The organism is Polaromonas sp. P5_D5 (assembly GCF_054049435.1).
On record NZ_JBFUMJ010000003.1, the window covers coordinates 703171 to 729461 of the forward strand.

The window sequence follows — 26291 nt, forward strand, 5'->3', positions numbered from 1 at the left end:
GTTGTCTAGAAAGGCGTGCGATTTACTTCAACACAAACGGGTTGGCAAATGCGAACAGCATGGCAATACCCACGCCGATCAGGAAAGCGGCATCGATCAGACCGGCCAGCAGGAACATCTTGGTCTGCAGTTCGTTCATCAGCTCTGGCTGGCGTGCAGCGGCTTCGAGGTATTTGCTACCCATGATGCCGATGCCGATACATGCGCCGACAGCGCCCAGGCCAATGATCAGGCCAGCGGCCAAAGCGACAAAACCGAGTACGTGTTCCATTTAATGCTCCTATGGATTTAACTAACTAACAAAAATAAAAAAAAGAAAGCGGAAACCAGAAAACCAGGGGAAACTGATTCGTGAGAATCAGTGATGGTCGTGGGCCTGCCCCACATAGACCAGCGTCAACATCATGAAAATAAACGCCTGCAGCGCAACGATCAGGATGTGGAAGATTGCCCAGCCCGTGCCCGCGAGCACATGGCCGATGAAGAGGAATACACCGGTCGCAGAGCCGAAGCCCACTGCACCCATCAGCGCGATCAGCATGAACAGCAGTTCGCCCGCGTACATGTTGCCGAAAAGCCGGAGGCCGTGAGATACGGTCTTGGCGGCAAATTCGATCATCTGCATCAGGAAGTTGACGGGATACAAAAACCATTTGTCGCCGAACGGGGCCGAGAACAGCTCATGCACCCAGCCGCCAAAACCCTTGATCTTGACGTTGTAGTACAGGCAAACCAGCAGCACGCCGCAGGACATGCCCAGCGTGGCCGAGAGGTCGGCCGTGGGAACCACGCGGAAGTTGTGAATGCTGTGATCGAGGCCGGTCACAGCAAAAATTGTGTGGAACAGGTCGACAGGCAGGAAGTCCATGGAGTTCATCAGGAAAATCCAGATGAATACGGTGAGCGCCAGTGGGCCGACGGCCTTGCGCGATTCGGCGTTTTTAACGATGCCCTTGGCTTGGCTGTCCACCATTTCGAGCAGGATTTCAACAGCCGCCTGCAGGCGGCCGGGAACGCCGGCGTGCACGCTTTTGGCCACACGCCACATCACGAACATACCGATCACACCCAGGGTGATGGCCCAGAAAATCGTGTCGAAATTGACAACGGAAAAGTCGACGATGCCAGTCTGTTTGTGGTTTTGCAGATGGACCAGGTGGTGACCAATGTACTCACCAGCGGTCAAAGCGTTTCCGGAAGATTCAGCCATTTACGAACTCTTTTCAACTCTTGAAAATGGATTACGCCAACTTTTTCGGCCGGGACTGGAACCAAAGCACCAGCCAGACCACCTTCATTGTCACTACAAGGCCAACCAGCATTGCCGGCCAGCTCAAATCCGAAACCATTCGGGGAGCAGCGAACAACATCGCTACCGTCAGGCCAATCTTGACCATTTCCCACAAAAAAAATCCAGCCACCGCAGCGCCCGGATTCATTGAAGACATCTTGCTGGTCAGGCCGCGCGCAAACAACGCACCCGGGATGACCACCGCCAGCGCACCATAAAGGGCGGACCAGCCTGCACTTTGCCTTCCGGTCAATCCCCAGGCGGCCAGCGCCACCACAAGACCCACCACACTTTGCCCTGCCAATACCACCCAAGGGGAAACCGAGGGGTCCGCTTCACGAAGCTTTTGGGCCTCTTCACGCGTCAAGGGCTTGAAACCCTCATCGCCAGTCTCCATCTCTTCCGTGACACTACGCCCTGTCGCACCCGGATTTCCCGGGTTTGTCGCTGACTTTGCCGAATTTGCCATTTTGGTCGTCACAAATTACGGAAAAGTTACAGGGCCGTTATCAGCAAAGCCCTTGATTATACGTAGAAACCCCTGCGTATCCGACAAAACCCCCGGCCTGAATATGAATTAGGGGCGATTCGCATCATTTGGGTGCGGCTCGCAGCGGGTGGTTCACAATTGTCCGGCGACTGCGGCGCGCCGACCCTCCTACGTAGTTGCACGTGATGCTCCACGATGGCCCAAGCCCCGCATCCATCACCTTCCACCCACCGAAAGAAGCCATGCCCGCCCTGATGAAATTCCTGCACATTGCCGCCGCCATTGCCTGGCTGGGCGGGGTGGTCTTCATGCTGTTCGCCTTGCGGCCTGCCGTCGCCGAACAGCTGGCGCCACCCCAACGCCTGCCGCTCATCGCAAAGGTCATGCAGCGATTTTTCGCTCTGGTCTGGGGCACCATCGGCGTCCTGCTGGTGACAGGCCTGGCCATGCTGCTGGCCGCGGGCATGAAAACCGCCCCCCTGGGCTGGCACCTGATGTTCTGCGTCGGCCTCTTGATGTTCGCGCTGTTCGGGCATCTGTATTTCGGCCCTTTCCGGCGCCTGAAGCTCGCTGTCAGCGCATCCGACTGGCCTGAAGGCGGACGCCGTGTCGGGCAAATCGCCACCCTGGCCATGGTCAACCTGGTGCTGGGCGCGCTGGCGATCGCCGCCGTTATCTTTGTTGCCTGATGCCGGAGCAAACCGGCCATCTTGAAAACCGCCTGCCATGAGCGCCCCTAAAAGGAAGGCGCCGCAACACCGGCACTGGACGGACCGGCTGAAAGCATCCGTGCCGACACGTGAAGTCCTGGCGCAAAACCGGTGGCTCAAACCGGTGGCCCACCGCCTGCTGGATCCCCAGCTGTGGCGGCTGCAGCACGAGGCCGTGGCGCGCGGTGTGGCCATCGGCATATTCTGGGCCTTTGCCCTGCCATTTGCACAAACCGTGGCGGCCGCCGCCCACAGCGTCTGGTGGCGCGCCAATATTCCGGTGGCCGCCGGCATCACCTTCATTACCAACCCTTTCACCGTGGGCTTCTGGCTCTGGCTGGCCTATCAGGTGGGCGATCTGCTGCTGGACGCGCCGCCGCCCATCCGCATCTCGGAAGGCGCAGGCATCGTGGCGTGGGCAGCCTCCTTCGGCGGGCCTGCCATCCTGGGCATGGGCATCTTTGCCGTGCTGGGCTCGATTACCGGCTATCTGCTGGTCAAGCTGGGCTGGCGCGTTCGCATCTGGTTCAAACGCCGCCGCCGGCAAACGGCCAGACGTTAGACAATCCGGTACAGGCCGTCCACCAGCAGCCATTCCGACGCACTTTCATTTCCTTTTCAAACAGACCCATGACCACGCTTCCCGCCAACGCCCTTCCCGACACCCCCTGCTACCTCAACGGCGAATTCACCCCGCTCAAAGACGCCAAGATCAGCGTGATGGACCGTGGCTTCATCTTCGGCGACGGTATTTATGAAGTGGTGCCGGCGTATGCAGGCAAGCCGTTTCGTTTTGAGCAGCACATGGCGCGGCTGGAACGCAGCCTCACCGAGCTGCGCATCACCAACCCGCTGACCCGTACCGGGTGGCTGGATATTGCTCTTAAATTGATAGCTGCTTGCGCACAATCCACGGGCGCCCCAGCCGAAAAAGGCAATCAACTGGTGTACATCCAGATCACCCGCGGCGTGGCCATGCGCGACCATCCCATGCTGCCGGGCCTGACACCCACCGTCTTTGTGATGTGCAACCCGATGAAGCTGCCCAGCGACCAGGCACGCGAAAAAGGTGTGGCCTGCGTCACCGCCGACGACTTCCGCTGGGAAAAGGCCCACATCAAAAGCACCAGCCTGCTGGGCGCGGTGTTTTCGCGCCAGATCAGCGTCGACGCCGGCGCGGTCGAAACCGTGATGTTCCGCGGCGACTACCTGAGCGAAGCCGCTTCCAGCAACGTCTGGATCGTCAAGGACGGCAAAGTCTCGGGGCCGCCCAGGGACAACCTGGTCCTTGAAGGCATCCGCTTTGGCCTGATCGAAGAGATGTGCCGCGCGGCGGGCATTCCTTTTGAGCTGCGCCGCATCACCCGCGCCGAAGTGCTGGCAGCGGACGAGCTGCTGCTTTCGTCGGCCACCAAGGAGGTTCTGCCCATCACCCTGCTGGACGGCCAGGCGGTCGGCCACGGAGTGGAAAAAGGCAAACCTGGCCCCATTTATGCAAAGCTGTACGCTCAATACCAGCGTGCCAAAGTGGCCTGAAAGGACCCATTGCCATGACGACTTCCCCCAGCATCCCCAAAATCATCGGAGTTCCCGGAACGGAGCCCTCGCGCCAGGAATCGCTGATCGAATATCCCTCGCAGTTCCCGATCAAGGTGATGGGTGAAAAGGTCGACGGCATGGTGGCGGCCATCACGTCCATCGCGCACCAGTTCGACCCGGCCTTCGACGCCTCCACCATCGAGCTGCGCGAAAGCAAGGGCGGCAAATACCTGGGCGTCACCATCACTGTCACCGCCACCAGCCGCGAGCAGCTCGACGAGCTTTACCGCACGCTGTCGACGCATCCGATGGTCAAGGTCGTGTTGTAGTCACGACCCAACGGGAAAGCCGCCGCACATGCAGGCCGAAACACGCACACTAGGTCGGGTTGATTACCTGTCCACCTACGAAGCCATGCAGGCCTTCACGGCGGCGCGCAGCGACGGGGTTTCAAGCGAAAACGGGCTGCAGCCCAATCAGGACGAGCGCGACCAGCTATGGATTTGTGAGCACCCTCCGGTCTACACCCAGGGGCTGGCGGGTAAAAGCGACCATGTGCTGAACCCCGGCAGCATCCCGGTAGTGCAAACCAACCGCGGCGGCCAGGTGACTTACCACGGCCCCGGCCAGGTGGTGGCCTACCCGCTCATCGACCTGAAGCGTGCCGGCTACTACGTCAAGGAATACGTTTACCGCATTGAGGAATCCGTCATCAAGACCCTGGCGCATTTCGGCGTGACCGGGCACCGCGTAACGGGTTCGCCCGGCATTTATGTGCGGCTGGACGACCCGGCTTCCCACGCGGCCCTGACCGGCCCGGTGAACCCGATGGACCCTTTTCGCGGCCTTGGGAAGATCGCCGCCCTGGGCATCAAAGTCAGCCGGAATTGCACCTACCACGGGGTCGCGCTCAATGTGGCGATGGACCTGGAACCCTTCTCCCGGATCAACCCCTGCGGGTATGTGGGGCTCAAAACCACAGACCTTTCTACAATCGGGGTATCGGCAAGCTGGCAGGAAGCCGCGGATGTGCTGGGCCGCAAGCTCGTCACCTACCTGGCGCCTTGAAGCTCCCTGAAGTGCAAAACCACCTGCCGCCAACACGAAACACCAATTCATGAGCACACCTGACCCCCTCCAAGCCACGGCCAACCCCGTGGTCCGCGACGTCCAGACCGTGGAAGGCTACAACCCGCTGGCCAAGCAAAAGGCCGCGGCCAAGCTGTCGCGCATCCCCGTCAAGGTGGTGCAGGGCGAAATGCTCAAGAAGCCCGACTGGATCCGCGTCAAGGCCGGCAGCCCGACCACGCGCTTTTACGAGATCAAGCAGATCCTGCGCGAGAACAAGCTCAACACGGTGTGCGAAGAAGCCAGTTGCCCCAACATCGGCGAATGCTTCGGCAAGGGCACGGCCACTTTCATGATCATGGGCGACAAGTGCACGCGCCGCTGCCCGTTTTGCGACGTCGGCCACGGCCGACCGGATCCACTGGACGTGAGCGAGCCGCTGAATCTGGCGAAAACCATCGCGGCGCTCAAGCTCAAATACGTGGTGATCACCAGCGTGGACCGCGACGACCTGCGCGACGGCGGTAGCGGCCACTTTGTGGAATGCATCCAGAAGATCCGCGAGCTCTCGCCCGCCACCACCATTGAAATTTTGGTGCCCGACTTCCGCGGCCGCGACGACCGCGCGCTCGAGATCCTGAAGGCCGCACCGCCCGACGTGATGAACCACAACCTCGAAACCGCGCCGCGCCTTTATAAAGAAGCGCGCCCCGGCAGCGACTACAACTTCAGCCTGAACCTGCTCAAGAAGTTCAAGGCCTTGCACCCCGATGTGCCGACCAAGAGCGGCATCATGGTGGGCCTGGGCGAGACCGACGAAGAAATTCTGCAGGTCATGCGCGACATGCGCGCGCACAACATCGACATGCTGACCATCGGCCAGTACCTGGCGCCCTCCACCAGCCATCTGCCGGTGCGCCGCTATGTGCACCCCGACACCTTCAAGATGTTTGAAGAAGAAGCCTACAAAATGGGCTTTACCCACGCCGCCGTGGGCGCCATGGTGCGCAGCAGCTACCATGCCGACCAGCAGGCCCACGCCGCAGGCGTGGCCGACAAGGCAGACGCGGCCATCGCTGCTCTTTAATTCCCGCAACATGACCCTGCCGCAAGGCTCCCTGTCGCTGCGCCACTACGGCGCGTCGCACGGCAGCCATGCGCATGACCACTTCCAGGTACTGCTGGGTCTGAGCGGTGTGCTGGAACTGGAGGTGCGCGGCCGCGGGCGGCGCATCGCGGCCGGCCAGGGCTGCGTGATCACACCCGGCGACCGGCATGACTTCGAATCACGTGACGGCAGCCGCTGCCTGGTGCTGGACACCGCACAACCTGATTGGGCCCGCTGCGCAGCGGACCCCGCCAAAACCGGGCAAGCGTTGGCGCTGGCCCATTACCTGGCCGAAGCACTGCAGCAACCCGGTGGCCTTGCCCAACACCATGGCCCGGCGCTGTTGCTGGAAGCCTGGCAACCCACAACACCCGCATCAACGCCCTTGCGCTATGCGCGGCCCATCCACTGGGAACAGCTGGCCACCTGGACACAGCAGCGCCTGCACGAACCATTGAGCGTCGCGGAGCTGGCCGCGCAGGTGTTTTTAAGCCCGACGCAGTTTGCCGCGCGCTGCCGGCGCGAGACCGGCCTCAGCGTGATGCAGTGGCTGCGCCAGCAACGCCTGGCACTGGCCGTGCAGCTGCGCGGCCGCGGCATGAGCGTGGCCGACACCGCGCTGCACTGCGGCTACCAGTCGCCCTCAGCCCTGACGGCCGCGATGCGGCGCGCCGGGCCGGGCAGCGCCTGACCTTTACGGATTTTCAATAGCGGCTCGGGTCGTTCGGCCGGCGGTCGTAGCGGTTGCGCACACCGTCGCCATCGCGGTCACCCCGGCCATAGCCAGGGCCATAACCTGGCGCGGGGGCGGGCACGACACGGTATTGCGGTCCGTTGTCATAGGCTACCGGGTAAGCCACGCAACCCGACAGGGCGGCCATGCCGGCCAGCGCCAGCAAGAGGATGGAAAGCTTTTTCATGGTGAGTCTCCTTGGGTTTCATGCGATTTCGGAGAAATCTGCCATGCCATTGCAACTGAAGTCCGTACGGGCAAGGTGTCTGCGGCGCCCCTCGCACGTGAAGCTCGTTACCGGATGTTGGTCTGCGCGTAGGACATACGCCTGAATCCCTGAAACCGTCGTTGCACGACAACAAAGCGTTGCCCTGCGACGACGCGCCCGGTGCGGCCCCCTATGCTTGCCGCCATGCCAGCCAATCTGTACGCACTGGGCGCCATCGCCCTCTGGACCCTGCTTGCCTCGCTCGGGGTCTCGCTCAAACACGTTCCGCCCTTTCTGCTCACCGGCGTTGCGCTGCTGACCGGCAGCCTGCTGGCCCTGCCTTTTGTGCTGCGTGACCGCACGCAATGGAAGATTCCCACCGCCACGCTGGCGCTCGGCGTGTATGGCCTCTTCGGCTATCACTTCCTGCTTTTCATCGCGCTGCGGTATGCGCCGGCGGTAGAGGCCAACCTGGTGAACTATCTCTGGCCACTCTTCATGGTGGTGCTGGCGCCGCTGTTTCTGCCTGGGGTGCAGTTACGCACCGTGCATGTGGTCGCAGGCCTGCTGGGCTTTTCTGGCGCGGCCATCGCCATTCTGGGCACAGGGGCCGACGGATCTTCCTCCGGCGGCTGGTCATGGGGCTATCTCCCGGCGCTCGCCTCGGCCTTTATCTGGGCCAGCTACTCGCTGCTGACAAAACGGGTGCCGGCCTTTCCTACCGCAGCCATCGGCCTCTTCGGCCTGGTCTCAGGCGTGCTCTCGCTGCTGTGCCATTGGGCGCTGGAGCCTGCCGCCACGCTGTCGGTGCAAGACTGGCTATTGCTGGCGGTGCTGGGCGCAGGGCCGCTGGGCGCGGCGTTCTTTCTCTGGGACAAGGCCCTGAAGCTGGGCGACGCGCAGCAGATCGGCATCCTCAGCTACCTCACGCCGCTGGGCTCGACTGCGCTGCTGATGGGGGTGAGCGGCCGCGCGCTGAGCTGGAGCATCGCCCTGGCGGCGGTGATGATCATCGGCGCTGCGCTGCTGGTAACAAGAGCCAAATAGGCCCGCAGCCCTTTAAGAACGGGCGCGAGCAGCTCCTGATTCAATAGCAGACCACAGCACGCACACGGCCAGGCCCGGCTCCGCATTGCGCACCTGCAGCTCGGCGCCATGTGCTTCGGCCACCAGCCGGCACAAGTACATGCCCAGTCCCACACCGCCCGTTGCGCGCTGGCGTGCGCCGTCGGTCCGGTAAAAGGGCTCGGTCAAATGTGCCAGTTGCGCGGCGTCCACGCCCGGGCCGAAGTCGCGCACTTCCAGCATCACGCCGCCGCCCGCCGGCTGCAGCGACACCTGCGGCGGCCTCCCGGCGCCGCTGCTGTAACGCAGTGCGTTGTCCATCAGGTTGCGCACCAGCAGGCGCACGCGCATGCGGTCCAGCGCCAGCGGTGCCAGGCCTGTCGCCAGGTCCAGCACCATCTCTGATGCCCCCGGCACCTCGGCGGCCGTCTCACGCACCAGCGCCGCCAGGTCCACCGGTTCGCGCTGCAGCGCGGCGTGCGGGCTGGCCAGGCGCTCGCTTTCGAGCAGGTCGCTGATCAGGTCGCGCATTTCGCCCAGGTCGCGCAGCAGCGCCTCGCGCTCGCGTTCGCCGGCTCCGGTGCCTTCCGGCGTGGTGGGTAGCAGTTCGGCGTTGAGCCTGGCGCGTGTCAGCGGGGAACGGAGCTCATGGCTCAGCGCCAGCAGCAAGGCACGTTTGGCGTTCAGCATGCCTTCAATATCGTGCGCCATGGTGTTGATGCGCCCGGCCAGGTCGCCGAGTTCGTCGCGGCGGCGCAGGGGAATTGGCGTTGCGAACTCGCCGCGGCCAAAGCGCTCGGCGCCTGCGCGGATGTCGTCCAGCGGGCGCAGCAGGCGCCGCACATAGGCATAGGCGCCCACGAGCAAGCCCAACAGCAGCGCAAGCGTGATCCAGCCAAACACCCCATGTGGCGCCGTCTGCCAGGGCGCGGTGCCCGGGCCAAAAATCACGCGGTGGCCGTCGGCCGTGGTCCGGCTCAGCCAGTCTTTGGCGCGGGCGTCAAACACCTTGCGATCGGGCCTGTCGGGATGGGATTGCCAGTTGACCTGCGGCCCTTCGATGCGGATGGAAATCGGCAGCCGCGCAGCCAGCGCCTGGGCGCGGCCCACATCGGGTGGCGAACCCAGGTCGGCCACCAGCCGGTCCATGTAGTCGCTGATCAGCGGCTTGGCTGCGTCGCGCCAACCCGTTGAAAACGCCCGCTGCATGCCGCTCATGAACACCGCGCCCATGGCCAGCGCCAGCAGCAGGAACACGGTAATCAGCCGCAGCCGCAGCGAATGCTTCCAGCGGTGGCGCCAGCGCTCGGGGCGTGAGCGCTCGCGGGCCCGGCAGTCCCGGCGCGTTTTCCAGCGCCTCATGGCACACCCACTTTGCCGGCGGCAAGGGCATAGCCCGCGTTGCGCAAGGTCTTGATGCAGTCCAGCGGCTCCAGTTTTTTGCGCAGCCGGCTCACCACGATGTCGACGGCGCGCGTGTACAGCTCGGCCTCATGGCCGCGCAGGCGGTTGAGGATGTCGTCGCGGTTGAACACCTTGCCGGGCTCGGCCGCCAGCAGGGCCAGCAATTCAAACTCGGTGCCCGTCAGCTCGACCTTTTCGCCCAGGCGCAGCACCTCGCGCGTTTCAACGTCGATCACCAGCCCCTGGAACACATGGCGCTGGGTGGCCGCAGCCGGTGCGCTGCGCTGGCGCCGCAAAATGGTCTGCAGGCGCGCCACCAGCTCGCGCGGCTCAAAAGGCTTGGGCAGGTAGTCGTCGGCGCCCAGCTCCAGCCCGACCACGCGGTCCATCACGTCGCCGCGGGCCGTCAGCATCACGATGGGGATGTCGCTTTCCTTGCGGATCTCGCGGCACAACGCAAAGCCGTCCATCTCGGGCAGCATGACGTCCAGGATAGCTGCGTCATACGCGCCGGCGCGCAGCATGGCCAGGCCTTCGCCGGGGCGCAGCGCGCTTTCCAGCACGAAGTCAAAACGGGCAAAGTAGGCGGCCAGCGGCGCAGCCAGGTGCTCGTCGTCGTCGATCAGCAGGATATGGGGCATAGGATTGGCTACATTCGCTTCAGAAAACTCGCATCGACCTGGAGTTGCTCCTGAAAAAACATCAAGGCATCGCGGTTCACATTGTCATGCACAGCAGCCCGATTGACGCCTTGTGGATCCGTACACAGAGCGGGTGCGACGCCGCGCATCTCCGACGTGCACGGCGCGAGAAACACGAAGTGGTCGGCAGCGGGGATCTCGGTGTATCGGGCCAATGAGGGGAGCAGTTCCTTCACTTTGATCGCGTTCTCCCTGGCCGGGAGCACGGAATCGGCGCCGGCCGCGTACAAATGCACCGGCCTCGAGACCTGCGACAGGCTTTCGCGGTCAAAGAAGGCTCCCGGCGGGCTCATGACGAACGCGGCGCGGATGCGGTCGTCAGTCTTCGCGATCAACGGGGGCGACGACAGGGAAACCTTTCCGCCACCGGCACATAGAACACTTGCCGGCAAGGCTTTGCAATAGGCACTGAGCAGCTCGAACTTCGGTTTGGCGCCCATCAGCAAGAGGGCCGAATAGCCGCCTGCCGAAAAACCCGCGACGCCCACCCGCCGGGAATCGATCAGGCCCGCAGAGGCCGGAGCCTGCAACAGGAAATCCAGCAGTGCGGACAGTTGCAGCGCCCTTCCAATCAGCACCCGATCGGTGCCGACCCCGCTGCTGTCGCGAAAATTGTCGCCCGGATGCTCGATTGCGGCCACCACGTAGCCATGACGCGCGAGGAATGTCGCTGTATCGTGGTGACTGAACCGGCCGGCACCATTGCCATGCGAGAGCAGCACCATAGGATGGCGCGCACCTATCGGCGCCGCATCCTTCACGGCAGACACAACGACAGCCCCCATCCTGGTTGTTTCAGACGTGGGCGCTGCCGGATAGAACACCGCCGCCTGCATCGGTTGCTGCGTGACAGGATCGGGAAGCTGAATCAGACGAAAGCCGGCTCCGCCGGAAGGTTCAGTGGCGTCCACCACGCCGGCGATCGACGCCAAAGCAACGAACACGCTGCAAGTTAGCGATTTCAACATCGGGCTCCTTTGAAGCGGAGAAAGGCGCTATTCACCACGGATCTTTGGGCCCGATGCGCCCCAGATGGGTGTGCCCGAACCCCGCACCGTACTTGAGCCCGTAACCCAGCAGGCGGTCAAAGCCGATATGCGCGCACCAGACCAACCCAGCCGCCACCAGCATGGGTGCAGCGCCCAAAACGCCAGCCGCCAGCAGGCCGACGGCGCCCAGGTAGGAATGCATGGCGTTATAGGCAGCAGCCCCCACACGCGGCCCGGCCAGGTAGGCCAGAAAAGAGAGGTCGGGCACCAGAAATAGCGCCGCAAACCAGCCCCACCCCGCGCCGAACTGGGCGTAGGCCGCCGCAGCGGCGGCCACCACCACCAGCCCTTCGGCACGCAGCAGCAGGCGTACGCCGCCGTTGGCGCTGCCCGGGGCAGCCACCTTGGCGATGCGGCGCACAGCGGTTGCCGCCGTTCGGCCTGCCGGGAAGAAAAGTGCCTCAGCCACGGTAACCCCAGCGGCGGCCGCGCTCCATGAAGTCGCGCACTTTTTGCTGTTGCTCAGGTTTGAGGTTGTCAAAGAAGTCCGCCGCTGCGGCGATCACTTCCGGGCTGCCGGACTGAATCGCGGCGGTTTTTTCCTCGATCAGCTTTTTGGCGCCGGCCTGGTCCAGCTTGTTGCCGGCAAAGAGGCCGCGAACGGCTTCCCGTGGCTCACTGCTGCCGCGCAGGGCCGCGCGCTGTGCCTGCAGCTTGTCGGCCAGCACGGCGAGTTTTTGCTTTTGCGCAGCGTCCAGGTCCAGGCGCGAGCCGATTTTTTCGACCATGCGGGCGCGCGCCTCAGGGGAGCCGGCGTCGCCGTGCCAGCCGTGGCCGCCGTGCGAGCACGCACCCAGGCTGCCGACGATGAGCGCCCCGCCGAAAAGGCCGAGCAGGATTTTTTTAACGCGATGTTTCATGAGGAGCCTCAAAGAAGAAGTGAAGGTTCCTCATGGTGCCCGCGGGGGGCCCTGGGCGGTTTGCAGCGCGGTTGCGGCGTGTTTCGCTTTGTTTCAGCCGCCCTGAATGGGCAGATGGGCAAGATTTAGCAACGTTTTCGGGCTCCAGCCCAATCAGGATGTGCGCGAGCAGCTATGTTTTTAATAGCAATGGCAGCCTGACAGCCGTCAGCCTTGCAGCATCGTCGCCGGCTCTTCGCAGGCCAGCACCTGTTCAGCCCAGGGCTGCAGCTTGGCGGCATCGGCGCGCAGGATTTGCTGCTTCACCGCCAGGATCTGCGACGGGTGCATGGAAAAGCTGCGCAGGCCCATGCCCAGCAACAACCGCGTCATGGTGACGTCACCGGCCATCTCGCCGCAAACGCTGACACCCTTGCCCTGCGCGTTGCATTCGTTGATGGTGTCGGCGATCAGCCGCAACACGGCCGGATGGCAGGGGTTGTACAGGTGAGACACCGCCTCGTCGGCGCGGTCGATGGCCAGCGTGTACTGGATCAGGTCGTTGGTACCGATGGACAGGAAATCGAAGTACTTCAGGAAGAGCTTGAGCGTCAGCGCCGCGGCCGGGATTTCGATCATCGCGCCCAGCCGCACCGGCCCGTACGGAACGCCCTTGTTGTCGAGCAACGCGCGCGCACGGTCGATCAGTGCCATGGTCTGGCGGATTTCACTGCCATGCGCCAGCATGGGCACCAGCAGGTTGACCTTGCCATGGGCGGCCGCACGCAAAATGGCGCGCAGCTGCGTCAAAAACATCGGCGGGTCGGCCAGGCTCCAGCGAATCGCGCGCAGGCCCAGCGCCGGGTTGAGGTGGGTGTCCTGCGCCTTGTGGCGATCCAGTTGCTTGTCGGAGCCGATGTCCACGGTGCGGATGGTGACGGGCAGGCCGTGCATGCCTTCAATCGCCTTGCGGTAGGCCTGGTATTGCTCTTCCTCGTCGGGCAGCTTGCCGCTGCGGCCCATAAAAAGGAATTCACTGCGAAACAGCCCGACGCCAACGGCGCCGGCAGCCACCGCGCCCACCGTGTCTTCGGGCATTTCAATATTGGCCAGCAGATCGACTTTCTGCCCGTCGATGGTCAGCGCCGCCGTGTGCTTGAGCCGGTTCAGGCGCTGGCGTTCCAGCTCGCCCTGGCGCTGCTTGAAGCCGTATTCGGCCAGGATGATGGGCGACGGGTCGACGATCAACACCCCGGCCTCGCCGTCGATGATGACCCAGTCGTCCTGCTTGATCAGCTGGCTGGCGCTGCGCGCCCCGACCACAGCCGGGATGTCCATGCTGCGCGCCACGATGGCGGTGTGCGAGGTCTTGCCGCCCACATCGGTGGCAAAGCCGGCAAAGAGGCTCTGCTTGAACTGCAGCATGTCGGCCGGGGAAATGTCATGCGCGATCAGCACCAGCGGCACGTCGGTGGTGTCGTCCAGCAACAGGTCCTGCTGCGACTGCTTGCGGCTGGCGCCGGCCTGGGCCGCGGGCTGCACCGGCGAGGCCACGCCCTTCATGTGGCGCAGGATGCGCTCGACCACCTGCTCGAGGTCGGCCTTGCGTTCGCGCAGGTACTCGTCCTCCATGTCGTCGAACTGGCGCGCAATGATTTCGTACTGCGTGGTCAACGCCCACTCGGCGTTGTAATGGCGGTCGACGATCCAGTGCTTCACGCCGCTGATCAGCTGCTCGTCCTGCAGCAGCATCAGGTGCACATCGAGCAGCGCGGCCAGCTCGTGCGGCGCGTCCTTGGGCAGGTCCTGCTGCAGGCGCGTGATTTCCTCCATCACCGCATTGCGCGACACCCTGACCCGCGTGATCTCGTCTGCCGTCTTGGCGTCGTCCACGAAATAGTGCGCCACGTCGGCGCGGCTGGAGGCCACCAGCACGGCACGGCCGATCGCGATCCCGCGAGAGACGGCGAGGCCGTGGACGGAAAAAGTCATGCAGCGCTCCCATGGTGTTGCGCAGTGCTTGCATCCAGGACGCATTCGAAGCCCGAGAGTTTCACACCCGGCTTCGCGACCAGCCACGCATCAAGCGCGCGCCGGGCCTGCCCGGCTTCCAGCGCCGCGATGCCTAGCCGCCATGAGCCGTCATCGCGGGCCGGCTCATCATGATTGTGACCACCCTCTGCAAATGGCCGGCCTTCAGAGCAGGCCTTGCACAGGGTGTGAAGCGTCTCCGTCCAGTTTTCCATGACGACACTGTCCGATTTAAAGCGCGCGTACAAGTCATCCAGATCAGCGCTTGTTGCATCTTCAACAACAACTTCGAATGTCGAATAGACAGAGGCCTTGAGCACCTGCAGTTCGTCAAAGACAGCCTTCTCCAGGTCGCCGATTTTTCGGTAACCGTTGGGCGCGCCGTCATGCAGCAGCAAATCGCCGTAACGCCGTCCCGAGGCCGCCAGGGGTACGCTTTCAATCACGGCCCGGGCCGGATCGATACGCCGGGTCCAGATCACTTCGGGCTCACCGTCGACGGCCACCCTAACAGGTGTCGCGCCTATGGGGTAATCGACCGGCCCATCGCCGTCGCCGATGTCGATGCCGTATTGCTTCCAGGCGCTGCGCGCACGGGCCCACTCGCCCAGGGCGGTAGCCGCAATGCCGGCATTCCAGATGGCCCCCTGGCTGGACGGGTCCAGGCGGATGGCCTCCAGGTTCGCTTCCAGGGATTCACGCCATTCGCACCGGTACTTGTGCAGCAGGCCGATGTTGTACCAGGGCGTGGCCCAGTCGGGCCTGAAGCTCAGGGCCTCGCGGTAGCAGGCCAGGGCACGGTCATCCTCGCCTTCGTCGTGAAGCTGGATTCCCCGTTCATTGGCGCGAAACGCCTGGCCCGCCTTTGAAATCCGCTTGGGCATCGGTCATTCCCCTTCGCCGAACTTGTCGGCGATCAAAGCGAGGATGGCGTCCATCGCGGCCTGCTCGTCGTTGCCGTTGGTCTCGACCTCCACGGTGCTGCCCATGCCGGCGGCCAGCATCATCACGCCCATGATGCTTTTGGCGTTGACGCGGCGCTCGCCCTTGCTCATCCAGACCTCGCAGCCAAAGCTGCCGGCGAGTTTGGTGAGCTTGGCGGAGGCGCGGGCATGCAGGCCCAGCTTATTGTTGATGCTCGTGCTGGTCTTTATCATGATTTCGGCGTACCTGATTTTGCGGTGCGGTGATGGCCACCTGCATCACGCCCTGCGTGGCGCCGATCAGCGCGCGCGCTACCAGCGCATCGAGCGACTCGTGACGGTAAGACACGGTGCGCAGCAGCATGGGCAGGTTGATGCCGGTGATGAGTTTGGAATGAACGCCGTCCACCAGCTTTTGCGCCACATTGCAGGGCGTGGCGCCGAACACGTCAACCAGCACCAGGGCATGCGAGGTGCCGAGCTGCGTCAGCATGATGCGCGCCTGGGCCAGGGTTTCTTCGGGCGGCATGTTGGGCTGCACGTCCAGCGCGGAAATACCCGCTGCGTTGTCCGGAAACACATGCAACACGCATTGGCGCAGGGCAGAGGCCAAAGGAGCGTGAGCAATGATGAAAATGCCGTTCATTGCGGTGAATTATCAGCTTTCACACTGAGGAAATACCCATATGAGGCGATACAACAACACAAAAACACGGACATCGCCGCCTGAAAGCTCGCCACCCGTGCCAGGCCCATGGCGGCAAACACGTCGATCAGCAAGCCGATTCCCCACTGCACAGTGAACACGCCGGCAAAAATCATGAGGTTGTAGGCCGAGAGCGCCCGGCCGGCCAGCGAGGCCTTGAACGCCATGCCCACCGCGGGCTGCGCCAGCCCCATGACGCTGCAACCCATGCAAAACAGCGCCCAGCCCAGCCATCCCGTCGAGCTGCCGGCCGCGATATTGACCGCCAGCACGGTGAGGCTGAAGGGCACGCCCCAGGTGATCAGACGGGTAGCGCCCCAGCCGTGCCGCGACAGCCAGGGATTCACCATGCCCCAGCTCCAGAAGGTCACCAGCATGGAGGCATTGATATAGAAGAGGCCGGTGGCGGCCTCCAGCGGCGTATAGCCTGCGACCCTGATCATCCAGGGGCCAGCCCACAAAGTCTGCACGGCCACCAGCCCGCCGTAATTGAAAAATGCCAATGGCGTCATCTTGCGGAAGTAGCGGCTGCGCCAGATCGGCGCGTAGCCGGCATCGGTGCTTGAGGGCACGGTGGTCTCTGTGCTTTCGTGCTTCTTGGTCTGTTGCCACGTAGGTACAACCCAGGCGAGCGCGGCCATCGACAGCAAGATCATCGCGGCCAGCATCCAGAAGAGGGGCCGCCAGCCCGTCAACGGCATCAGCCACTGCACCGGCAGGGTAGACGCCAGCATGCCGAGCGAGCCGGTCATCAGCATCCACGAATTGGCGCGCAGCACCGTGGCCGGCTCATACCAGCGGCGGTAACCCGTGAGCGGCGCCATCAGGCAAGCGCTGACGCCCATGCCCACCAGCACGCGCGAAGCCAACAGCCAGGCAAAGCTGGTGCTCAACGAAAAGGCCAGGCAGCCCAGCACCGACAGCGCCAGAAAGCACAGGATCACGCGCTTGGGGCCGTGGCGGTCCAGCCAGGTGCCCAGCGGCAGCTGCGTGGCGGCAAAGCCCAGGAAATAGCCGCCCGCCAGCAGGCCGAGGTCGCGCGCATGCAGCGAAAACTCCTGCGTGAGCACAGGCGCCAGCGTGGCGGTGATGGCCCGTACCAGCGCCGAGCAGAAATACGCGGCGGCAAACGCCAGGAAAACAATAGCGCCGGTTTTTGCATCCAGCCGGCCCGGGTGCGAACTGGCAGCCGGCGCAGCGGTATTCGGGGAGGTCGGCAAGGAAGCTTCTGCGCTGGTCATGAAAGGCAAGCCACTTTATTCAAACTTGAGGCTGGAGAAAAATGTCTCGGCCACCTCGGGCGCGATGCGCGGGGCATACAGCACCACCTGGAACACCTGCGGGCCTTGCACAAAGTAGGCGGCCTGCCCGCTTACCGGTTTGCCGTCGGGGCCCTGCCCCTCGGCCTTGACCAGCGAGGCCGGTGGCAAGGCGGCGGCGCCGGGCAACTTGAGTGGCGACACCTGCGGCGCAGGCCCGGCCTTCATGTTGGCCAGCGTGAGGCTTTGCCACTGTGCGAGCACGGGCGCCGCTTTTGACGCGTCACCGAGGTCGGCCACCGCCACAGCAAAAGTGGCGCCGCCGGCATCACAACCCAGCATGCGCAAGGTAGTTGCCGGGCCACCCAGTGGAACCACCTTTTCGGCTTTGTCGGGCTTGCAGGGCAAAAGCAGCGCCAGGCGCGTGCCCTCAGGCCGCACTTCGCGCCAGTTCAGCGTGGGGCTGCAGGCCGCGAGCAAGATCATCACTGACAGGGCAAAGGCGGCGACCGGCCGCGGCGAGAGGTGCGCTGCGCCTCCAGAAATCGTAAGCATGCCTTGGACTTTACAGGGAATCAAAAAAAGCAGCCCGTTTTGGGGCGAAGCTGGGGCAGGCTGCTCCGTCCAGCCCGCTTCAGTACCGATTTTGGGTTGATACAGTCCCGGCCACGCACCAAGCTGGGCACGATGTTTGCTCATGCCCGCATGTGCAGTATGGAAAGAACTCAGGCTTTGCCATGCCATGATGCGGTCCAACAATCACAACCGTTCAATGATGATGGATTTCAAAACACACCGATTACTGGCTGCGCTGCTGCTATGTGCTGCAAACCCTGTCTGGGCTTTGGAGCTGCAGAATCAAAACTTTAGCGACGACGAAATTTTCTCGGCTGTCGTCAACAGGTTTAAAAAACCGCTTCAACACCGGTTCAACCCTGCCTCTACGGATGAGCGAAAACCTTTGCTGGTGCTGGGCCCGGCGCTGAAGTTCGGCAAAAAAATGCAGTCCCAATCGTTTATCCACCTGACGCAGCAGGAGCTGGTTGAGCAGCAACAGGCGGTTTTTATATTGGTAGAGAAGGCGCGCCCGAATCCCGAGCGGACCGAACTCTATGTGGACTACGACATACCGAGCAATGCGTCTTTCGGCGTGCTGAAGGTTTATCCCAAAGATGGTGTGCTGGTCGTTGAAAGTCTTGACAGCTTCCGGTCATCCTCAGGCGCAAGGGCCACTTACGGCAAGCTGTACAAGGGCGTGGCTTGCCAGGACAACACGGAAATGGCTTACCGCTGGAACTACTACGAGCGCAGTGGCTCCGGCGGGCGTTGCCCTGACAAGATGTTTACCGAATTTACGGACTACGGCGGTTAACCGAACCACGCCATGCCCGCACCCGCCCACCTTCCCGGCGCCAACCAGCCTGTCTGGCGCGACAAGCTGTCGCAGCTGCTCGAGTCCACCGGTGAAGGCATTTTCGGCATCGACATGGACGGCTGCTGCACTTTCATCAACCGTGCCGGCGCCGAACAGCTGGGCTATGCCCCCGCCGACGTGCTGGGCCACAACATGCACGAGCTGGCGCATCATTCCCATGCCGGCGGCGCGCACTACCCCGAGCACCTGTGTCCCATCTTCAACGCCTTTCGCAAGGCGCTGCCCTGCCGCATCGACACCGAACTCTTCTGGCGCAAGGACGGCAGCGCGTTTGCGGTCGAATACTCATCGCATCCCATCGTCGAAGGCGGCGTGGTGCAGGGCGCGGTGGTCACCTTTGTCGACATCTCGGCGCGCCGCCAGGCCGAAGACGCGCTGCGCCAGGCGCATGCGGTGCTGGAGCAGCGCGTGAGCGAACGCACCCAGGCCTTGTCTGAAGCGCTGCAACACCTGCGCGAGCTCACCGCCTACACCCACACTGTGCGCGAGGAAGAACGCACGCGCATCGCGCGCGAGGTACATGACGAGCTGGGCAGCCTGCTGGTGGCGCTGAAGATGGATGTGGGCTGGCTCGACAAACGCCTGGGCGAACAGCAACAACGCGAACCCGGCGACGCGCAGGCCATGCGCGACACCATGCGCAGCAAATGCCAGAACATGGGCCGGCTGATTGAAAACGCGGTCGACAACGTGGGCCGCATCATCACCGACCTGCGCCCCAGCATCCTGGACCACCAGGGCCTGTGGGCCGCACTCGACTGGCAGGCGCATGAGTTTGTGCAGTCGGCCGAGCTGGCCCTGGACTGGCAGATGGACGTTGCAAACGCCGCGCCCCTGCCCGAGCCCTCGGCGATTGCCATCTTTCGCATCTTCCAGGAAATGCTCAGCAACGTGGGCCGCCATGCAGCCGCCAGTCGTGTAGCTATCACCATACGGGCCACGGCCAAAGACATCAGCATCGCCGTGCAGGACAACGGCCGCGGCGCCGAAGCCGCCGCCTTTGAGGCAGCCAATGCCTACGGCGTGATGGGCATGCGCGAGCGCGCGCGGCATCTGGGCGGCAGCCTCGACATTTCAAGCCAGATCGGCCTCGGGTCCAGTTTTCATCTGCGCATACAGCTATCAAATCAATAGCAATTACCAGATCACTCCACCTCACACCACTCGCCATGAACACCCTGAAAATCCTGATCGGCGACGACCACCGCATCGTGCGCGAAGGCCTGAAGCAGGTGCTGGCCGACGCGTCAGACATCGAGGTGGTGGCCGAAGCGGAAACCGGACCCGACATCCTGCAGCGCGTCGACACTTTGGGCGGTGACCAGGGCCTGAGCGCGGTGCTGCTGGACATCGCCCTGCCCGACCGCGACGGCCTGGATGTGCTGCAGGCCCTGAAAAAAAGCTGGCCGCGCCTGCCGGTGCTGATGCTCAGCACCTACCCCGAAAAGCAATACGCGGTGCGCTGCATCAAGCTGGGTGCGGCCGGTTACCTCAACAAAAGCGCGAATCCCGACGACATGATTGCCGCGGTGCGCAAGGTGGCGGCTGGTGGCATGTACGTTTCAGCCGCCACGGCCGAAGCGCTGGCCAGCGCAGTCGGTGGCAACGGCGGGCGCAGCGGCGCTGAAGCCCTGTCGCACCGCGAACACCAGGTCTTCCGCCTGCTCACGGCCGGCAAGTCCGTCGGCGAGATCGGCACGCAACTGGGCCTGGCGTCCAATACCGTCAGCACCTACCGGCTGCGCATCCTGGAAAAAACCGGCGCCAAAAATGACGTGGAACTGGCGCTGTACGCCGAACGCCACGCAAAAACATCTGCCAGCTCCTGACGGCGCAATTGGCGCGGCCTTGTCCTACGGCCGCTTGGGTGCCCGCTGATTAAAAAGCACCCACCAGCGCTGCATGCTGGTTGCAGACGGCGCCGCCGGCTCAACCCAAGGAGTATTTCAATGACAACCGTCACCGACGTGATGACCCGCAATGTGCGAACCCTGGCCTCCACTGACACGGTGGCTTCGGCCGCGAAAGCGATGGACGAACTCGACGTGGGCGTGATTCCCGTGTGCGAGGGCGACAAACTGCTGGGCGTCGTGACCGACCGCGACATCGTCGTGCGCGCCGTGGCGCAGGGCCTGGACGGTGACACGCCGCTGAGCAAGGTGATGAGCACCGACGTGCGCACCGCCCGCGAAAGCGACGACCTGGACACGGTGCTCGCCGAGATGGCTACCAGCCAGATACGCCGCCTGCCGGTGCTTGATGCCTCGGATGGCCTGGTCGGCATCATTTCGATTGGCGACATCGCGGTCAAGGGGCAGGACGAAGAAGACGTTGGCCAGTCGCTGGGCGAAATCTCCTCACCGGCGTGATCGCCCCCACCGCAGGGTGCCGGGCGGTGCCCTGCGCGGATTTGGTGCGGTGACGGCACCGCCGCGCCGCTGTGCGCAGGCGCGAAGCTGCTGAAGGTTCAAAAAAACCATTAAACGCCTGCGCCGGCGCACGAAAAGGCAGCATGCCGACTCCGCTGCGCCGGTTTTTGTAGTGAGTGCCCTACACCCTGTCATGGCATCCACAGCGAAATGCGGCACCTGCCGCGCTTTCGCCCCAATTGGCCAAAATTGGCCCGCTGCTTGCAAGACAGCCGCATCTTCCAAAGAAAGGTGCGCGCCATGTCTGACCTCTTTTCTCCCTACGACGCCGACCAGCCCCTGATGCTCAAATGCAGCTGCGGCAGGGACCACAGCGCGGCCGATCACCAGGCCGCCAATGCGTCTGCCGCCAGCCCGCAAGCGCTCTCGCACAGCTTCATGGAAGCCAGCCTGGTGAAGGCGCTGTTCCCGGTTGACAGCGTGCGCCGCCACTTCCTGCGCGCGGTGGGCGCCAACACGGCGCGCGCTGCGATTGCCTCGGTGCTACCGCTCGGTGCGCTGGAGGCCATGGCGCAAGACCGCGTGCCCCTGGAAAAGAAGGATCTGAAGATCGGCTTCATCGCCATCACCTGCGCCAGCCCGCTGATCATGGCCGACCCGCTGGGCTTTTACAAAAAAGAAGGCCTGAACGTCCAGCTCAACAAAACCGCCGGCTGGGCGCTGATACGCGACAAGATGATCAACAAGGAGCATGACGCCTCCCACTTCCTGTCACCCATGCCGCTGGCAATGACCATGGGCCTCGGTTCCAACCAGGTCAACATGAATGTGGCCAGCATCCAGAACACCAATGGCCAGGCCATCACGCTGCATGTGAAGCACAAGAACAACCGCGACCCGAAGAACTGGAAGGGCTTCAAGTTCGCGATTCCGTTTGAGTACAGCATGCACAACTTTTTGCTGCGCTACTACCTGGCCGAGAACGGCCTGAACCCCGACACCGATGTGCAACTGCGCGTAGTGCCGCCGCCCGAGATGGTGGCCAACCTGCGGGCCGGCAATATCGACGGCTTCCTGGGCCCCGACCCCTTCAACCAGCGCGCGGTGTATGACGAAGTCGGTTTCATCCATATCCTCTCCAAGGAAATCTGGGATGGCCACCCCTGCTGCGCCTTTGGCGTCAGCGACGAGTTCATCCAGAAGAACCCCAACACCTTTGCCGCGCTGTACCGCGCGGTGCTGGGTGCCTCCTTCATGGCCAGCCAGCCCAAAGACCGCGACTTGATCGCCAAGGTGATCGCGCCTACGCAATACCTCAACCAGCCCGAGGCCGTGCTGCAGCAGGTGCTGACCGGCAAGTTCGCTGATGGCCTGGGCAATATCCGCAACGTGCCGGACCGCGCCAACTTCGACCCGGTGCCGTGGCAGAGCATGGCGGTGTGGATGCTCACGCAGATGAAGCGCTGGGGTTATGTGAAGGGCGAGGTTAACTACAAACAGATCGCCGAAAAGGTCTTCATGCTGACCGACGCCAAGAAGCAGATGGCGCTGGCCGGCTTCAAGCCGCCCGAAGGCGCTTACAAGAAGTTCAAGGTGATGGGCAAGGAGTTTGATCCGGCCAAACCTGACGATTACGTGAAGAGCTTCGCCATCAACAAATTATGAGCCCCCACGGTCACTCACTTCGTGTTGCCTGCGGCCTTTCCCTGCCCCTTTCATCACAAAAGGGGCCGCTGCGCCTGCGGCCCGGCAAAGCCGGTTCCGCGGCCCCGGCTTGGTTTTCCTTGGCGACCCAAGCCCGCTCACCTCTTGTCTCGCCATGAAATCTTTAAATTTGAAGGCGGGACTCGTCTCGCTGCTTATCTTTTTCGCCTTTCTGGGCATCTGGTACGTGGCCACGCTGCCCGCATCCGGTACGCCGGCAGCCAGCACGGCGGGCCTGAGCGCCGAACAGATCGAGTACCAGAAGATGATGGGCAAGGACCCGGGCAACACCAAGACCACCGGCTTCCCCACGCTGGGCCAGATGGGCACAGCCATCTGGAAGCAGGTGTCCGACCCGCTGTATGACAACGGCCCCAACGACAAGGGCATCCTGATCCAGCTCGGCCATTCGCTGGCGCGTGTAGGCCTGGGCTTCTTGCTGGCGTGCGCAGTCGCCGTGCCGCTGGGTTTTGTGATCGGCATGTCGCCGCTGCTGCGCCGGGCATTTGACCCTTTCATCCAGGTGCTTAAACCGATTTCGCCGCTGGCGTGGATGCCGCTGGCGCTCTACACCATCAAGGACTCATCGATCTCGGGCATTTTTGTGATCTTCATCTGCTCGGTCTGGCCCATGCTGATCAACACCGCCTTCGGCGTGGCTTCAGTCAAACGTGAATGGATCAACGTGGCCAGCACGCTGGAAGTGAGTCCCCTGCGCAAGGCCTTCCAGGTGATCCTGCCGGCGGCGGCACCCACCATCCTGACCGGCATGCGCATCTCCATGGGCATCGCCTGGCTGGTCATCGTCGCCGCCGAAATGCTGGTGGGCGGCACCGGCATCGGCTACTTCGTCTGGAACGAGTGGAACAACCTCTCACTCACCAACGTGATCTTCGCCATTTTGGTCATCGGCATCGTCGGCATGCTGCTGGACCTGGCCTTCGCTCAACTACAGAAGGTCGTCACTTATGTGGAGTGAGCCTATTGCGCGCGCGCCTGTCGCCACGCCAATGAAAGAACACAACATGCAGCAGGGATTCCTCAAGATCGAAGGCCTGAGCAAAGCCTTTACGCCCGCCCGGCCGGTATTTGCCGATGTGTCTTTTAGCATCAGCAAGGGCGAGTTCGTCTGCATCATCGGCCACTCAGGCTGCGGCAAGACCACCATCCTCAATGTGCTGGCCGGACTCGACAGCGCCACCGCCGGCCACATCTTCATGGAAAACCGCGAGATCGGCGGCCCCAGCCTGGAGCGCGGCGTGGTGTTCCAGAGCCACGCCCTCATGCCCTGGCTCACCGTGCGCAAGAACATCGCGTTTGCGGTGGTGTCACGCTGGGCCGATTGGACTTCGGCACAAGTCAATGCGCATGTGGAAAGGTTCGTCGCCATGGTGGGCCTGACACCCGCCATCGACAAAAAACCGTCGCAGCTCTCAGGCGGCATGAAGCAACGCGTAGGCATTGCCCGCGCCTTTGCCATCCAGCCCAAGATGCTGCTCCTCGACGAACCCTTCGGCGCACTCGATGCCCTGACGCGCGGCACCATCCAGGACGAACTGATGGCCATCGTGCGCGAGACGCAGCAAACCGTTTTCATGATCACGCATGACGTGGATGAAGCCATTTTGCTGGCCGACCGCATCCTCTTGATGAGCAACGGCGCCGACAACGAAGGCGTCTACGCCCCAGGCCGCATCGCCGAAGAAGTCATCAACCCGTTGCCACGAGAACGCACGCGCGCCGGCCTCCACCACCTGCCCGGCTACTACGAGCTACGCAACCACATCGTCGATTTCCTGGTTACCCGCGCCAAGGCGCATTGACCGCATCACCTCACGTTTTACTTTTCACCTTCACCCAAACCATTTCAAGCACAGGAGCAAAGAGACCATGAACCGCAACGACATCACCGAAAAAATCATTACTGTCAAAGTCAGCAAAGGCATCACCTGGGAATCCGTCGCCAAAAAGGTCGGCCTCAGCAAAGAGTGGGTCACCGCCGGCTGCCTGGGCCAAATGACGTTTGACGCCAAGCAGGCCAAAGTCATAGGCAAAATTTTTGGCCTCACGGCCGAGGAGCAAAAGTGGCTGCAGGTCGTTCCCTACAAAGGCTCACTGCCCACACCCATACCGACTGACCCACTCATCTACCGCTGGTACGAAATCGTCAGCGTCTATGGCACCACGATAAAGGAGCTGATCCACGAAGAATTTGGCGACGGCATCATGAGCGCGATTGACTTCAGCATGGACATCGTGCGGCAGCCGGATCCCAAGGGGGATCGGGTGAATGTGGTGCTGTCGGGGAAGTTTTTGCCGTACAAGACTTATTGATGAAGCTGGCGAGACCTAGGGGCAACTGACTGCATTTCTTGACCGATGGCGCGCCCAGAAGTAGGCGCCTATCTCAAGGAGCCAAATGACCAGGATCACAGGAGCGACCAAGCTCAACAAGAAAGGGCCGGACATAGAGCCCAGGCAAAAAATAGCGAGGAAAAAAAGGCCCACTTGAAAGGCAATAGGGCCAGCGAGCGAAACGCGGCGCACCAGCTTCAAACGTTGGCGGAAGATGGACGTTGTTCGATACAACACGTACAAACCACCAATAAGAAGGACAAGTTCGAAGGTCCAGTATGCGAACAGCTGCAACAGCGACCGCCGGGCTTGTCCTGTCCAATCGTCACGGAGCTGGTCCGGACTTGACCCGGCAGAAAGTCGGCTGATATGAACACGAGGCGCTTTGAGTTCATGCGCCGCAAGTGCTCGGGTGAGCTCTTCGGCGTTTACGGGGGGGGTCTGCGTAATAGCGATGGACAAGGGTGACCTTGTAATCCCCAGAACCCAGTTCACTCGAGACCCGACGCATGAGAACTTCGGCTACGTCCACGGGAACGGCCTCGACCACGGTACGTCTTTCACAAGCTCCAGGTGCAGGAATATCTCTCGCCCGAAATTTCACCGCGCAGCTTCCGTTAGAACATTGAACAAAGAATCGGTCGTCGACACCCACGCAAGAAAGTGCATGGGCTGGAGCCGACAAGCTCCAAAGACCCGTCGCAAAGAGCAAGCCGGCAGTTGTTCGAACTCTCAAGAGCTGGTTCATGTTGTCATGCAATCCGCATGTCAGAGCTTCGTGGGGTCGCCAAGTGTCTTGTTAAGCTGCACCGCCTCTTTGGCGAGGCGGTGCGACAAGGCGGCGTTGACCTCATCACCCTCGTGGAACTCTCTCGTCGCCATTTCGTACTTGCCGCCGGGTTTTAGCAGCGGATCCACCTCGCGAAGGCGCTGTCCTCGCCAGAAACCGAACAGCACGCGGGTTTCTTCAGCGCGGATTAACAGCACAGGGCCATTCGACAAATAGACCAGGTGGCCCCACTTGATGACTTCGTCCAGCGCGGCACTGCCCAGGACGGCGGCCCGCAGTTGCTCGACCGCAGCGCGCTGCCAGCCGGACAGGCCGGTGACATACGCGTCAGGGCTGGTGGCGGGAATGGTTTTTTTCATCATGGCAAGTGGTTGTTGAATTGCGCTGAGCGCCTTGCAATTTCGCGGATAGACATCTGATCTCGCAGCGCCCAACACCTGATGACATTCAATGTCGCCACGTCTGCGCTCCTCAGCTTCCCTGCTTTTGAACCAAGCAGGGAGCGCCTACGTGG

At 62.7% G+C, this 26291-nt stretch carries 32 protein-coding genes; 16 read left to right on the forward strand and 16 right to left on the reverse strand.

Annotated elements, in window-relative coordinates; translation table 11 throughout:
• Window positions 1–22: 22 nt before the first annotated feature.
• The 3 genes from atpE to ACXJKE_RS16120 form a co-directional block, all read right to left on the reverse strand.
• Window positions 23–271 (reverse strand): F0F1 ATP synthase subunit C, encoded by a 249-nt coding sequence (gene atpE, locus ACXJKE_RS16110; protein ID WP_293400282.1) that lies wholly within the window; start codon window positions 269–271, stop codon window positions 23–25.
• An 87-nt stretch (window positions 272–358) separates the two neighbouring features.
• Window positions 359–1210 carry a F0F1 ATP synthase subunit A gene (gene atpB / locus ACXJKE_RS16115; RefSeq protein ID WP_457281586.1) on the reverse strand — a complete coding sequence of 284 codons (852 nt, stop codon included), beginning with the start codon at window positions 1208–1210 and terminating at the stop codon, window positions 359–361.
• A gap of 31 nt (window positions 1211–1241) precedes the next feature.
• A complete protein-coding gene (locus ACXJKE_RS16120) occupies window positions 1242–1760 on the reverse strand; it encodes an ATP synthase subunit I (RefSeq protein WP_457281663.1) in 519 nt (172 codons plus the stop codon).
• A gap of 263 nt (window positions 1761–2023) precedes the next feature.
• Here ACXJKE_RS16120 and ACXJKE_RS16125 point away from each other — a divergent pair, with 263 nt between their 5' ends.
• The 7 genes from ACXJKE_RS16125 (at window position 2024) to ACXJKE_RS16155 (ending at window position 6897) form a co-directional block, all read left to right on the forward strand.
• Window positions 2024–2470 (forward strand): DUF4149 domain-containing protein, encoded by a 447-nt coding sequence (locus tag ACXJKE_RS16125; RefSeq protein ID WP_457281587.1) that lies wholly within the window; start codon window positions 2024–2026, stop codon window positions 2468–2470.
• A 37-nt stretch (window positions 2471–2507) separates the two neighbouring features.
• Window positions 2508–3053 (forward strand): DUF2062 domain-containing protein, encoded by a 546-nt coding sequence (locus tag ACXJKE_RS16130; protein WP_457281588.1) that lies wholly within the window; start codon window positions 2508–2510, stop codon window positions 3051–3053.
• A gap of 68 nt (window positions 3054–3121) precedes the next feature.
• Window positions 3122–4027 (forward strand): D-amino acid aminotransferase, encoded by a 906-nt coding sequence (locus tag ACXJKE_RS16135; protein ID WP_457281589.1) that lies wholly within the window; start codon window positions 3122–3124, stop codon window positions 4025–4027.
• A 14-nt stretch (window positions 4028–4041) separates the two neighbouring features.
• Complete coding sequence (locus ACXJKE_RS16140; protein ID WP_457281590.1) at window positions 4042–4359, forward strand: HP0495 family protein; 318 nt, start codon at window positions 4042–4044, stop codon at window positions 4357–4359.
• A gap of 28 nt (window positions 4360–4387) precedes the next feature.
• Window positions 4388–5098: a lipoyl(octanoyl) transferase LipB gene (gene lipB, locus ACXJKE_RS16145; RefSeq protein ID WP_457281591.1), complete on the forward strand. Its 711-nt coding sequence runs from the start codon at window positions 4388–4390 to the stop codon at window positions 5096–5098.
• A gap of 49 nt (window positions 5099–5147) precedes the next feature.
• On the forward strand, window positions 5148–6185 hold the full coding sequence (gene lipA, locus ACXJKE_RS16150) for a lipoyl synthase (RefSeq protein ID WP_457281592.1): 1038 nt from the start codon (window positions 5148–5150) through the stop codon (window positions 6183–6185).
• 10 nt (window positions 6186–6195) lie between these two features.
• The gene (locus ACXJKE_RS16155) at window positions 6196–6897 is read left to right on the forward strand and encodes a helix-turn-helix domain-containing protein (RefSeq protein ID WP_457281593.1); all 702 of its coding nucleotides are present in this window, start codon (window positions 6196–6198) and stop codon (window positions 6895–6897) included.
• Window positions 6898–6910: 13 nt separating this feature from the next.
• Here ACXJKE_RS16155 and ACXJKE_RS16160 read toward each other — a convergent pair whose 3' ends face one another.
• Window positions 6911–7126: a hypothetical protein gene (locus tag ACXJKE_RS16160; protein WP_457281594.1), complete on the reverse strand. Its 216-nt coding sequence runs from the start codon at window positions 7124–7126 to the stop codon at window positions 6911–6913.
• A gap of 225 nt (window positions 7127–7351) precedes the next feature.
• Between ACXJKE_RS16160 and ACXJKE_RS16165 the strand changes: the two genes are divergently transcribed.
• Window positions 7352–8194, forward strand: coding sequence for a DMT family transporter (locus tag ACXJKE_RS16165; RefSeq protein WP_457281595.1), 843 nt, complete (start codon window positions 7352–7354; stop codon window positions 8192–8194).
• 12 nt (window positions 8195–8206) lie between these two features.
• Here the strand turns inward: ACXJKE_RS16165 and ACXJKE_RS16170 are convergent, their stop codons facing one another.
• From ACXJKE_RS16170 to ACXJKE_RS16220, 11 genes are all read right to left on the reverse strand, one after another.
• Window positions 8207–9574 carry an ATP-binding protein gene (locus tag ACXJKE_RS16170; protein WP_457281596.1) on the reverse strand — a complete coding sequence of 456 codons (1368 nt, stop codon included), beginning with the start codon at window positions 9572–9574 and terminating at the stop codon, window positions 8207–8209.
• Complete coding sequence (locus ACXJKE_RS16175) at window positions 9571–10257, reverse strand: response regulator transcription factor (protein ID WP_457281597.1); 687 nt, start codon at window positions 10255–10257, stop codon at window positions 9571–9573. The genes ACXJKE_RS16170 and ACXJKE_RS16175 overlap by 4 nt, the downstream gene beginning before the upstream one ends.
• Before the next feature lie 8 nt (window positions 10258–10265).
• Window positions 10266–11285, reverse strand: coding sequence for an alpha/beta hydrolase family protein (locus ACXJKE_RS16180; protein ID WP_457281598.1), 1020 nt, complete (start codon window positions 11283–11285; stop codon window positions 10266–10268).
• A 31-nt stretch (window positions 11286–11316) separates the two neighbouring features.
• Window positions 11317–11775 (reverse strand): DUF4260 domain-containing protein, encoded by a 459-nt coding sequence (locus tag ACXJKE_RS16185; protein WP_457281599.1) that lies wholly within the window; start codon window positions 11773–11775, stop codon window positions 11317–11319.
• A complete protein-coding gene (locus tag ACXJKE_RS16190; protein ID WP_457281600.1) occupies window positions 11768–12226 on the reverse strand; it encodes a Spy/CpxP family protein refolding chaperone in 459 nt (152 codons plus the stop codon). The genes ACXJKE_RS16185 and ACXJKE_RS16190 overlap by 8 nt, the downstream gene beginning before the upstream one ends.
• Before the next feature lie 207 nt (window positions 12227–12433).
• Window positions 12434–14197: a phosphoenolpyruvate--protein phosphotransferase gene (ptsP, locus tag ACXJKE_RS16195; protein WP_457281601.1), complete on the reverse strand. Its 1764-nt coding sequence runs from the start codon at window positions 14195–14197 to the stop codon at window positions 12434–12436.
• Complete coding sequence (locus ACXJKE_RS16200) at window positions 14194–15120, reverse strand: tetratricopeptide repeat protein (RefSeq protein ID WP_457281602.1); 927 nt, start codon at window positions 15118–15120, stop codon at window positions 14194–14196. The genes ptsP and ACXJKE_RS16200 overlap by 4 nt, the downstream gene beginning before the upstream one ends.
• A 3-nt stretch (window positions 15121–15123) precedes the next feature.
• Window positions 15124–15393 (reverse strand): HPr family phosphocarrier protein, encoded by a 270-nt coding sequence (locus ACXJKE_RS16205; protein ID WP_457281603.1) that lies wholly within the window; start codon window positions 15391–15393, stop codon window positions 15124–15126.
• Window positions 15362–15805, reverse strand: a complete 444-nt coding sequence (locus ACXJKE_RS16210) for a PTS sugar transporter subunit IIA (RefSeq protein ID WP_457281604.1) — start codon at window positions 15803–15805, stop codon at window positions 15362–15364. The genes ACXJKE_RS16205 and ACXJKE_RS16210 overlap by 32 nt, the downstream gene beginning before the upstream one ends.
• Window positions 15802–17106 carry an MFS transporter gene (locus ACXJKE_RS16215; protein WP_457281605.1) on the reverse strand — a complete coding sequence of 435 codons (1305 nt, stop codon included), beginning with the start codon at window positions 17104–17106 and terminating at the stop codon, window positions 15802–15804. The genes ACXJKE_RS16210 and ACXJKE_RS16215 overlap by 4 nt, the downstream gene beginning before the upstream one ends.
• A gap of 15 nt (window positions 17107–17121) precedes the next feature.
• Window positions 17122–17679, reverse strand: coding sequence for a hypothetical protein (locus ACXJKE_RS16220; RefSeq protein ID WP_457281606.1), 558 nt, complete (start codon window positions 17677–17679; stop codon window positions 17122–17124).
• A gap of 217 nt (window positions 17680–17896) precedes the next feature.
• Between ACXJKE_RS16220 and ACXJKE_RS16225 the strand changes: the two genes are divergently transcribed.
• The 8 genes from ACXJKE_RS16225 (at window position 17897) to cynS (ending at window position 24966) form a co-directional block, all read left to right on the forward strand.
• Window positions 17897–18496 carry a hypothetical protein gene (locus ACXJKE_RS16225; RefSeq protein ID WP_457281607.1) on the forward strand — a complete coding sequence of 200 codons (600 nt, stop codon included), beginning with the start codon at window positions 17897–17899 and terminating at the stop codon, window positions 18494–18496.
• A gap of 12 nt (window positions 18497–18508) precedes the next feature.
• Entirely contained in the window at window positions 18509–19693 is a 1185-nt protein-coding gene (locus ACXJKE_RS16230) for a PAS domain-containing sensor histidine kinase (protein ID WP_457281608.1), read from the forward strand.
• 35 nt (window positions 19694–19728) lie between these two features.
• Complete coding sequence (locus ACXJKE_RS16235; RefSeq protein ID WP_457281609.1) at window positions 19729–20388, forward strand: response regulator transcription factor; 660 nt, start codon at window positions 19729–19731, stop codon at window positions 20386–20388.
• A 120-nt stretch (window positions 20389–20508) separates the two neighbouring features.
• The gene (locus ACXJKE_RS16240; protein WP_457281610.1) at window positions 20509–20928 is read left to right on the forward strand and encodes a CBS domain-containing protein; all 420 of its coding nucleotides are present in this window, start codon (window positions 20509–20511) and stop codon (window positions 20926–20928) included.
• A 300-nt stretch (window positions 20929–21228) separates the two neighbouring features.
• On the forward strand, window positions 21229–22593 hold the full coding sequence (locus tag ACXJKE_RS16245) for a CmpA/NrtA family ABC transporter substrate-binding protein (RefSeq protein ID WP_457281611.1): 1365 nt from the start codon (window positions 21229–21231) through the stop codon (window positions 22591–22593).
• Between the two features lie 154 nt (window positions 22594–22747).
• Entirely contained in the window at window positions 22748–23611 is an 864-nt protein-coding gene (gene ntrB, locus ACXJKE_RS16250; protein ID WP_457281612.1) for a nitrate ABC transporter permease, read from the forward strand.
• 46 nt (window positions 23612–23657) lie between these two features.
• Window positions 23658–24455 (forward strand): ABC transporter ATP-binding protein, encoded by a 798-nt coding sequence (locus ACXJKE_RS16255; RefSeq protein WP_457281613.1) that lies wholly within the window; start codon window positions 23658–23660, stop codon window positions 24453–24455.
• A gap of 67 nt (window positions 24456–24522) precedes the next feature.
• Window positions 24523–24966: a cyanase gene (cynS, locus tag ACXJKE_RS16260; RefSeq protein ID WP_457281614.1), complete on the forward strand. Its 444-nt coding sequence runs from the start codon at window positions 24523–24525 to the stop codon at window positions 24964–24966.
• A gap of 789 nt (window positions 24967–25755) precedes the next feature.
• Here the strand turns inward: cynS and ACXJKE_RS16265 are convergent.
• Window positions 25756–26136 carry a DUF1801 domain-containing protein gene (locus ACXJKE_RS16265; RefSeq protein ID WP_457281615.1) on the reverse strand — a complete coding sequence of 127 codons (381 nt, stop codon included), beginning with the start codon at window positions 26134–26136 and terminating at the stop codon, window positions 25756–25758.
• Between the last annotated feature and the right edge of the window lie 155 nt (window positions 26137–26291).

What these genes read in the sequence shown, in the direction of transcription:
- ACXJKE_RS16175 (WP_457281597.1), bottom strand. Translation starts at nt 10,257, where the DNA reads ATGCCCCATATCCTGCTGATCGACGACGACGAGCACCTGGCTGCGCCG.
- ACXJKE_RS16255 (WP_457281613.1), top strand. Translation starts at nt 23,658, where the DNA reads ATGCAGCAGGGATTCCTCAAGATCGAAGGCCTGAGCAAAGCCTTTACG.
- ACXJKE_RS16225 (WP_457281607.1), top strand. Translation starts at nt 17,897, where the DNA reads ATGATGATGGATTTCAAAACACACCGATTACTGGCTGCGCTGCTGCTA.
- ACXJKE_RS16190 (WP_457281600.1), bottom strand. Translation starts at nt 12,226, where the DNA reads ATGAAACATCGCGTTAAAAAAATCCTGCTCGGCCTTTTCGGCGGGGCG.
- ACXJKE_RS16170 (WP_457281596.1), bottom strand. Translation starts at nt 9,574, where the DNA reads ATGAGGCGCTGGAAAACGCGCCGGGACTGCCGGGCCCGCGAGCGCTCA.
- atpB (WP_457281586.1), bottom strand. Translation starts at nt 1,210, where the DNA reads ATGGCTGAATCTTCCGGAAACGCTTTGACCGCTGGTGAGTACATTGGT.
- lipB (WP_457281591.1), top strand. Translation starts at nt 4,388, where the DNA reads ATGCAGGCCGAAACACGCACACTAGGTCGGGTTGATTACCTGTCCACC.
- ACXJKE_RS16210 (WP_457281604.1), bottom strand. Translation starts at nt 15,805, where the DNA reads ATGAACGGCATTTTCATCATTGCTCACGCTCCTTTGGCCTCTGCCCTG.
- ptsP (WP_457281601.1), bottom strand. Translation starts at nt 14,197, where the DNA reads ATGACTTTTTCCGTCCACGGCCTCGCCGTCTCTCGCGGGATCGCGATC.
- ACXJKE_RS16205 (WP_457281603.1), bottom strand. Translation starts at nt 15,393, where the DNA reads ATGATAAAGACCAGCACGAGCATCAACAATAAGCTGGGCCTGCATGCC.
- atpE (WP_293400282.1), bottom strand. Translation starts at nt 271, where the DNA reads ATGGAACACGTACTCGGTTTTGTCGCTTTGGCCGCTGGCCTGATCATT.
- ACXJKE_RS16230 (WP_457281608.1), top strand. Translation starts at nt 18,509, where the DNA reads ATGCCCGCACCCGCCCACCTTCCCGGCGCCAACCAGCCTGTCTGGCGC.
- ACXJKE_RS16265 (WP_457281615.1), bottom strand. Translation starts at nt 26,136, where the DNA reads ATGAAAAAAACCATTCCCGCCACCAGCCCTGACGCGTATGTCACCGGC.
- ACXJKE_RS16135 (WP_457281589.1), top strand. Translation starts at nt 3,122, where the DNA reads ATGACCACGCTTCCCGCCAACGCCCTTCCCGACACCCCCTGCTACCTC.
- ACXJKE_RS16180 (WP_457281598.1), bottom strand. Translation starts at nt 11,285, where the DNA reads ATGTTGAAATCGCTAACTTGCAGCGTGTTCGTTGCTTTGGCGTCGATC.
- ACXJKE_RS16160 (WP_457281594.1), bottom strand. Translation starts at nt 7,126, where the DNA reads ATGAAAAAGCTTTCCATCCTCTTGCTGGCGCTGGCCGGCATGGCCGCC.
- cynS (WP_457281614.1), top strand. Translation starts at nt 24,523, where the DNA reads ATGAACCGCAACGACATCACCGAAAAAATCATTACTGTCAAAGTCAGC.
- ACXJKE_RS16130 (WP_457281588.1), top strand. Translation starts at nt 2,508, where the DNA reads ATGAGCGCCCCTAAAAGGAAGGCGCCGCAACACCGGCACTGGACGGAC.
- ACXJKE_RS16220 (WP_457281606.1), bottom strand. Translation starts at nt 17,679, where the DNA reads ATGCTTACGATTTCTGGAGGCGCAGCGCACCTCTCGCCGCGGCCGGTC.
- ACXJKE_RS16125 (WP_457281587.1), top strand. Translation starts at nt 2,024, where the DNA reads ATGCCCGCCCTGATGAAATTCCTGCACATTGCCGCCGCCATTGCCTGG.
- ACXJKE_RS16120 (WP_457281663.1), bottom strand. Translation starts at nt 1,760, where the DNA reads ATGGCAAATTCGGCAAAGTCAGCGACAAACCCGGGAAATCCGGGTGCG.
- ACXJKE_RS16215 (WP_457281605.1), bottom strand. Translation starts at nt 17,106, where the DNA reads ATGACCAGCGCAGAAGCTTCCTTGCCGACCTCCCCGAATACCGCTGCG.
- ACXJKE_RS16245 (WP_457281611.1), top strand. Translation starts at nt 21,229, where the DNA reads ATGTCTGACCTCTTTTCTCCCTACGACGCCGACCAGCCCCTGATGCTC.
- ntrB (WP_457281612.1), top strand. Translation starts at nt 22,748, where the DNA reads ATGAAATCTTTAAATTTGAAGGCGGGACTCGTCTCGCTGCTTATCTTT.
- ACXJKE_RS16235 (WP_457281609.1), top strand. Translation starts at nt 19,729, where the DNA reads ATGAACACCCTGAAAATCCTGATCGGCGACGACCACCGCATCGTGCGC.
- ACXJKE_RS16140 (WP_457281590.1), top strand. Translation starts at nt 4,042, where the DNA reads ATGACGACTTCCCCCAGCATCCCCAAAATCATCGGAGTTCCCGGAACG.
- ACXJKE_RS16165 (WP_457281595.1), top strand. Translation starts at nt 7,352, where the DNA reads ATGCCAGCCAATCTGTACGCACTGGGCGCCATCGCCCTCTGGACCCTG.
- ACXJKE_RS16155 (WP_457281593.1), top strand. Translation starts at nt 6,196, where the DNA reads ATGACCCTGCCGCAAGGCTCCCTGTCGCTGCGCCACTACGGCGCGTCG.
- ACXJKE_RS16240 (WP_457281610.1), top strand. Translation starts at nt 20,509, where the DNA reads ATGACAACCGTCACCGACGTGATGACCCGCAATGTGCGAACCCTGGCC.
- lipA (WP_457281592.1), top strand. Translation starts at nt 5,148, where the DNA reads ATGAGCACACCTGACCCCCTCCAAGCCACGGCCAACCCCGTGGTCCGC.
- ACXJKE_RS16200 (WP_457281602.1), bottom strand. Translation starts at nt 15,120, where the DNA reads ATGCCCAAGCGGATTTCAAAGGCGGGCCAGGCGTTTCGCGCCAATGAA.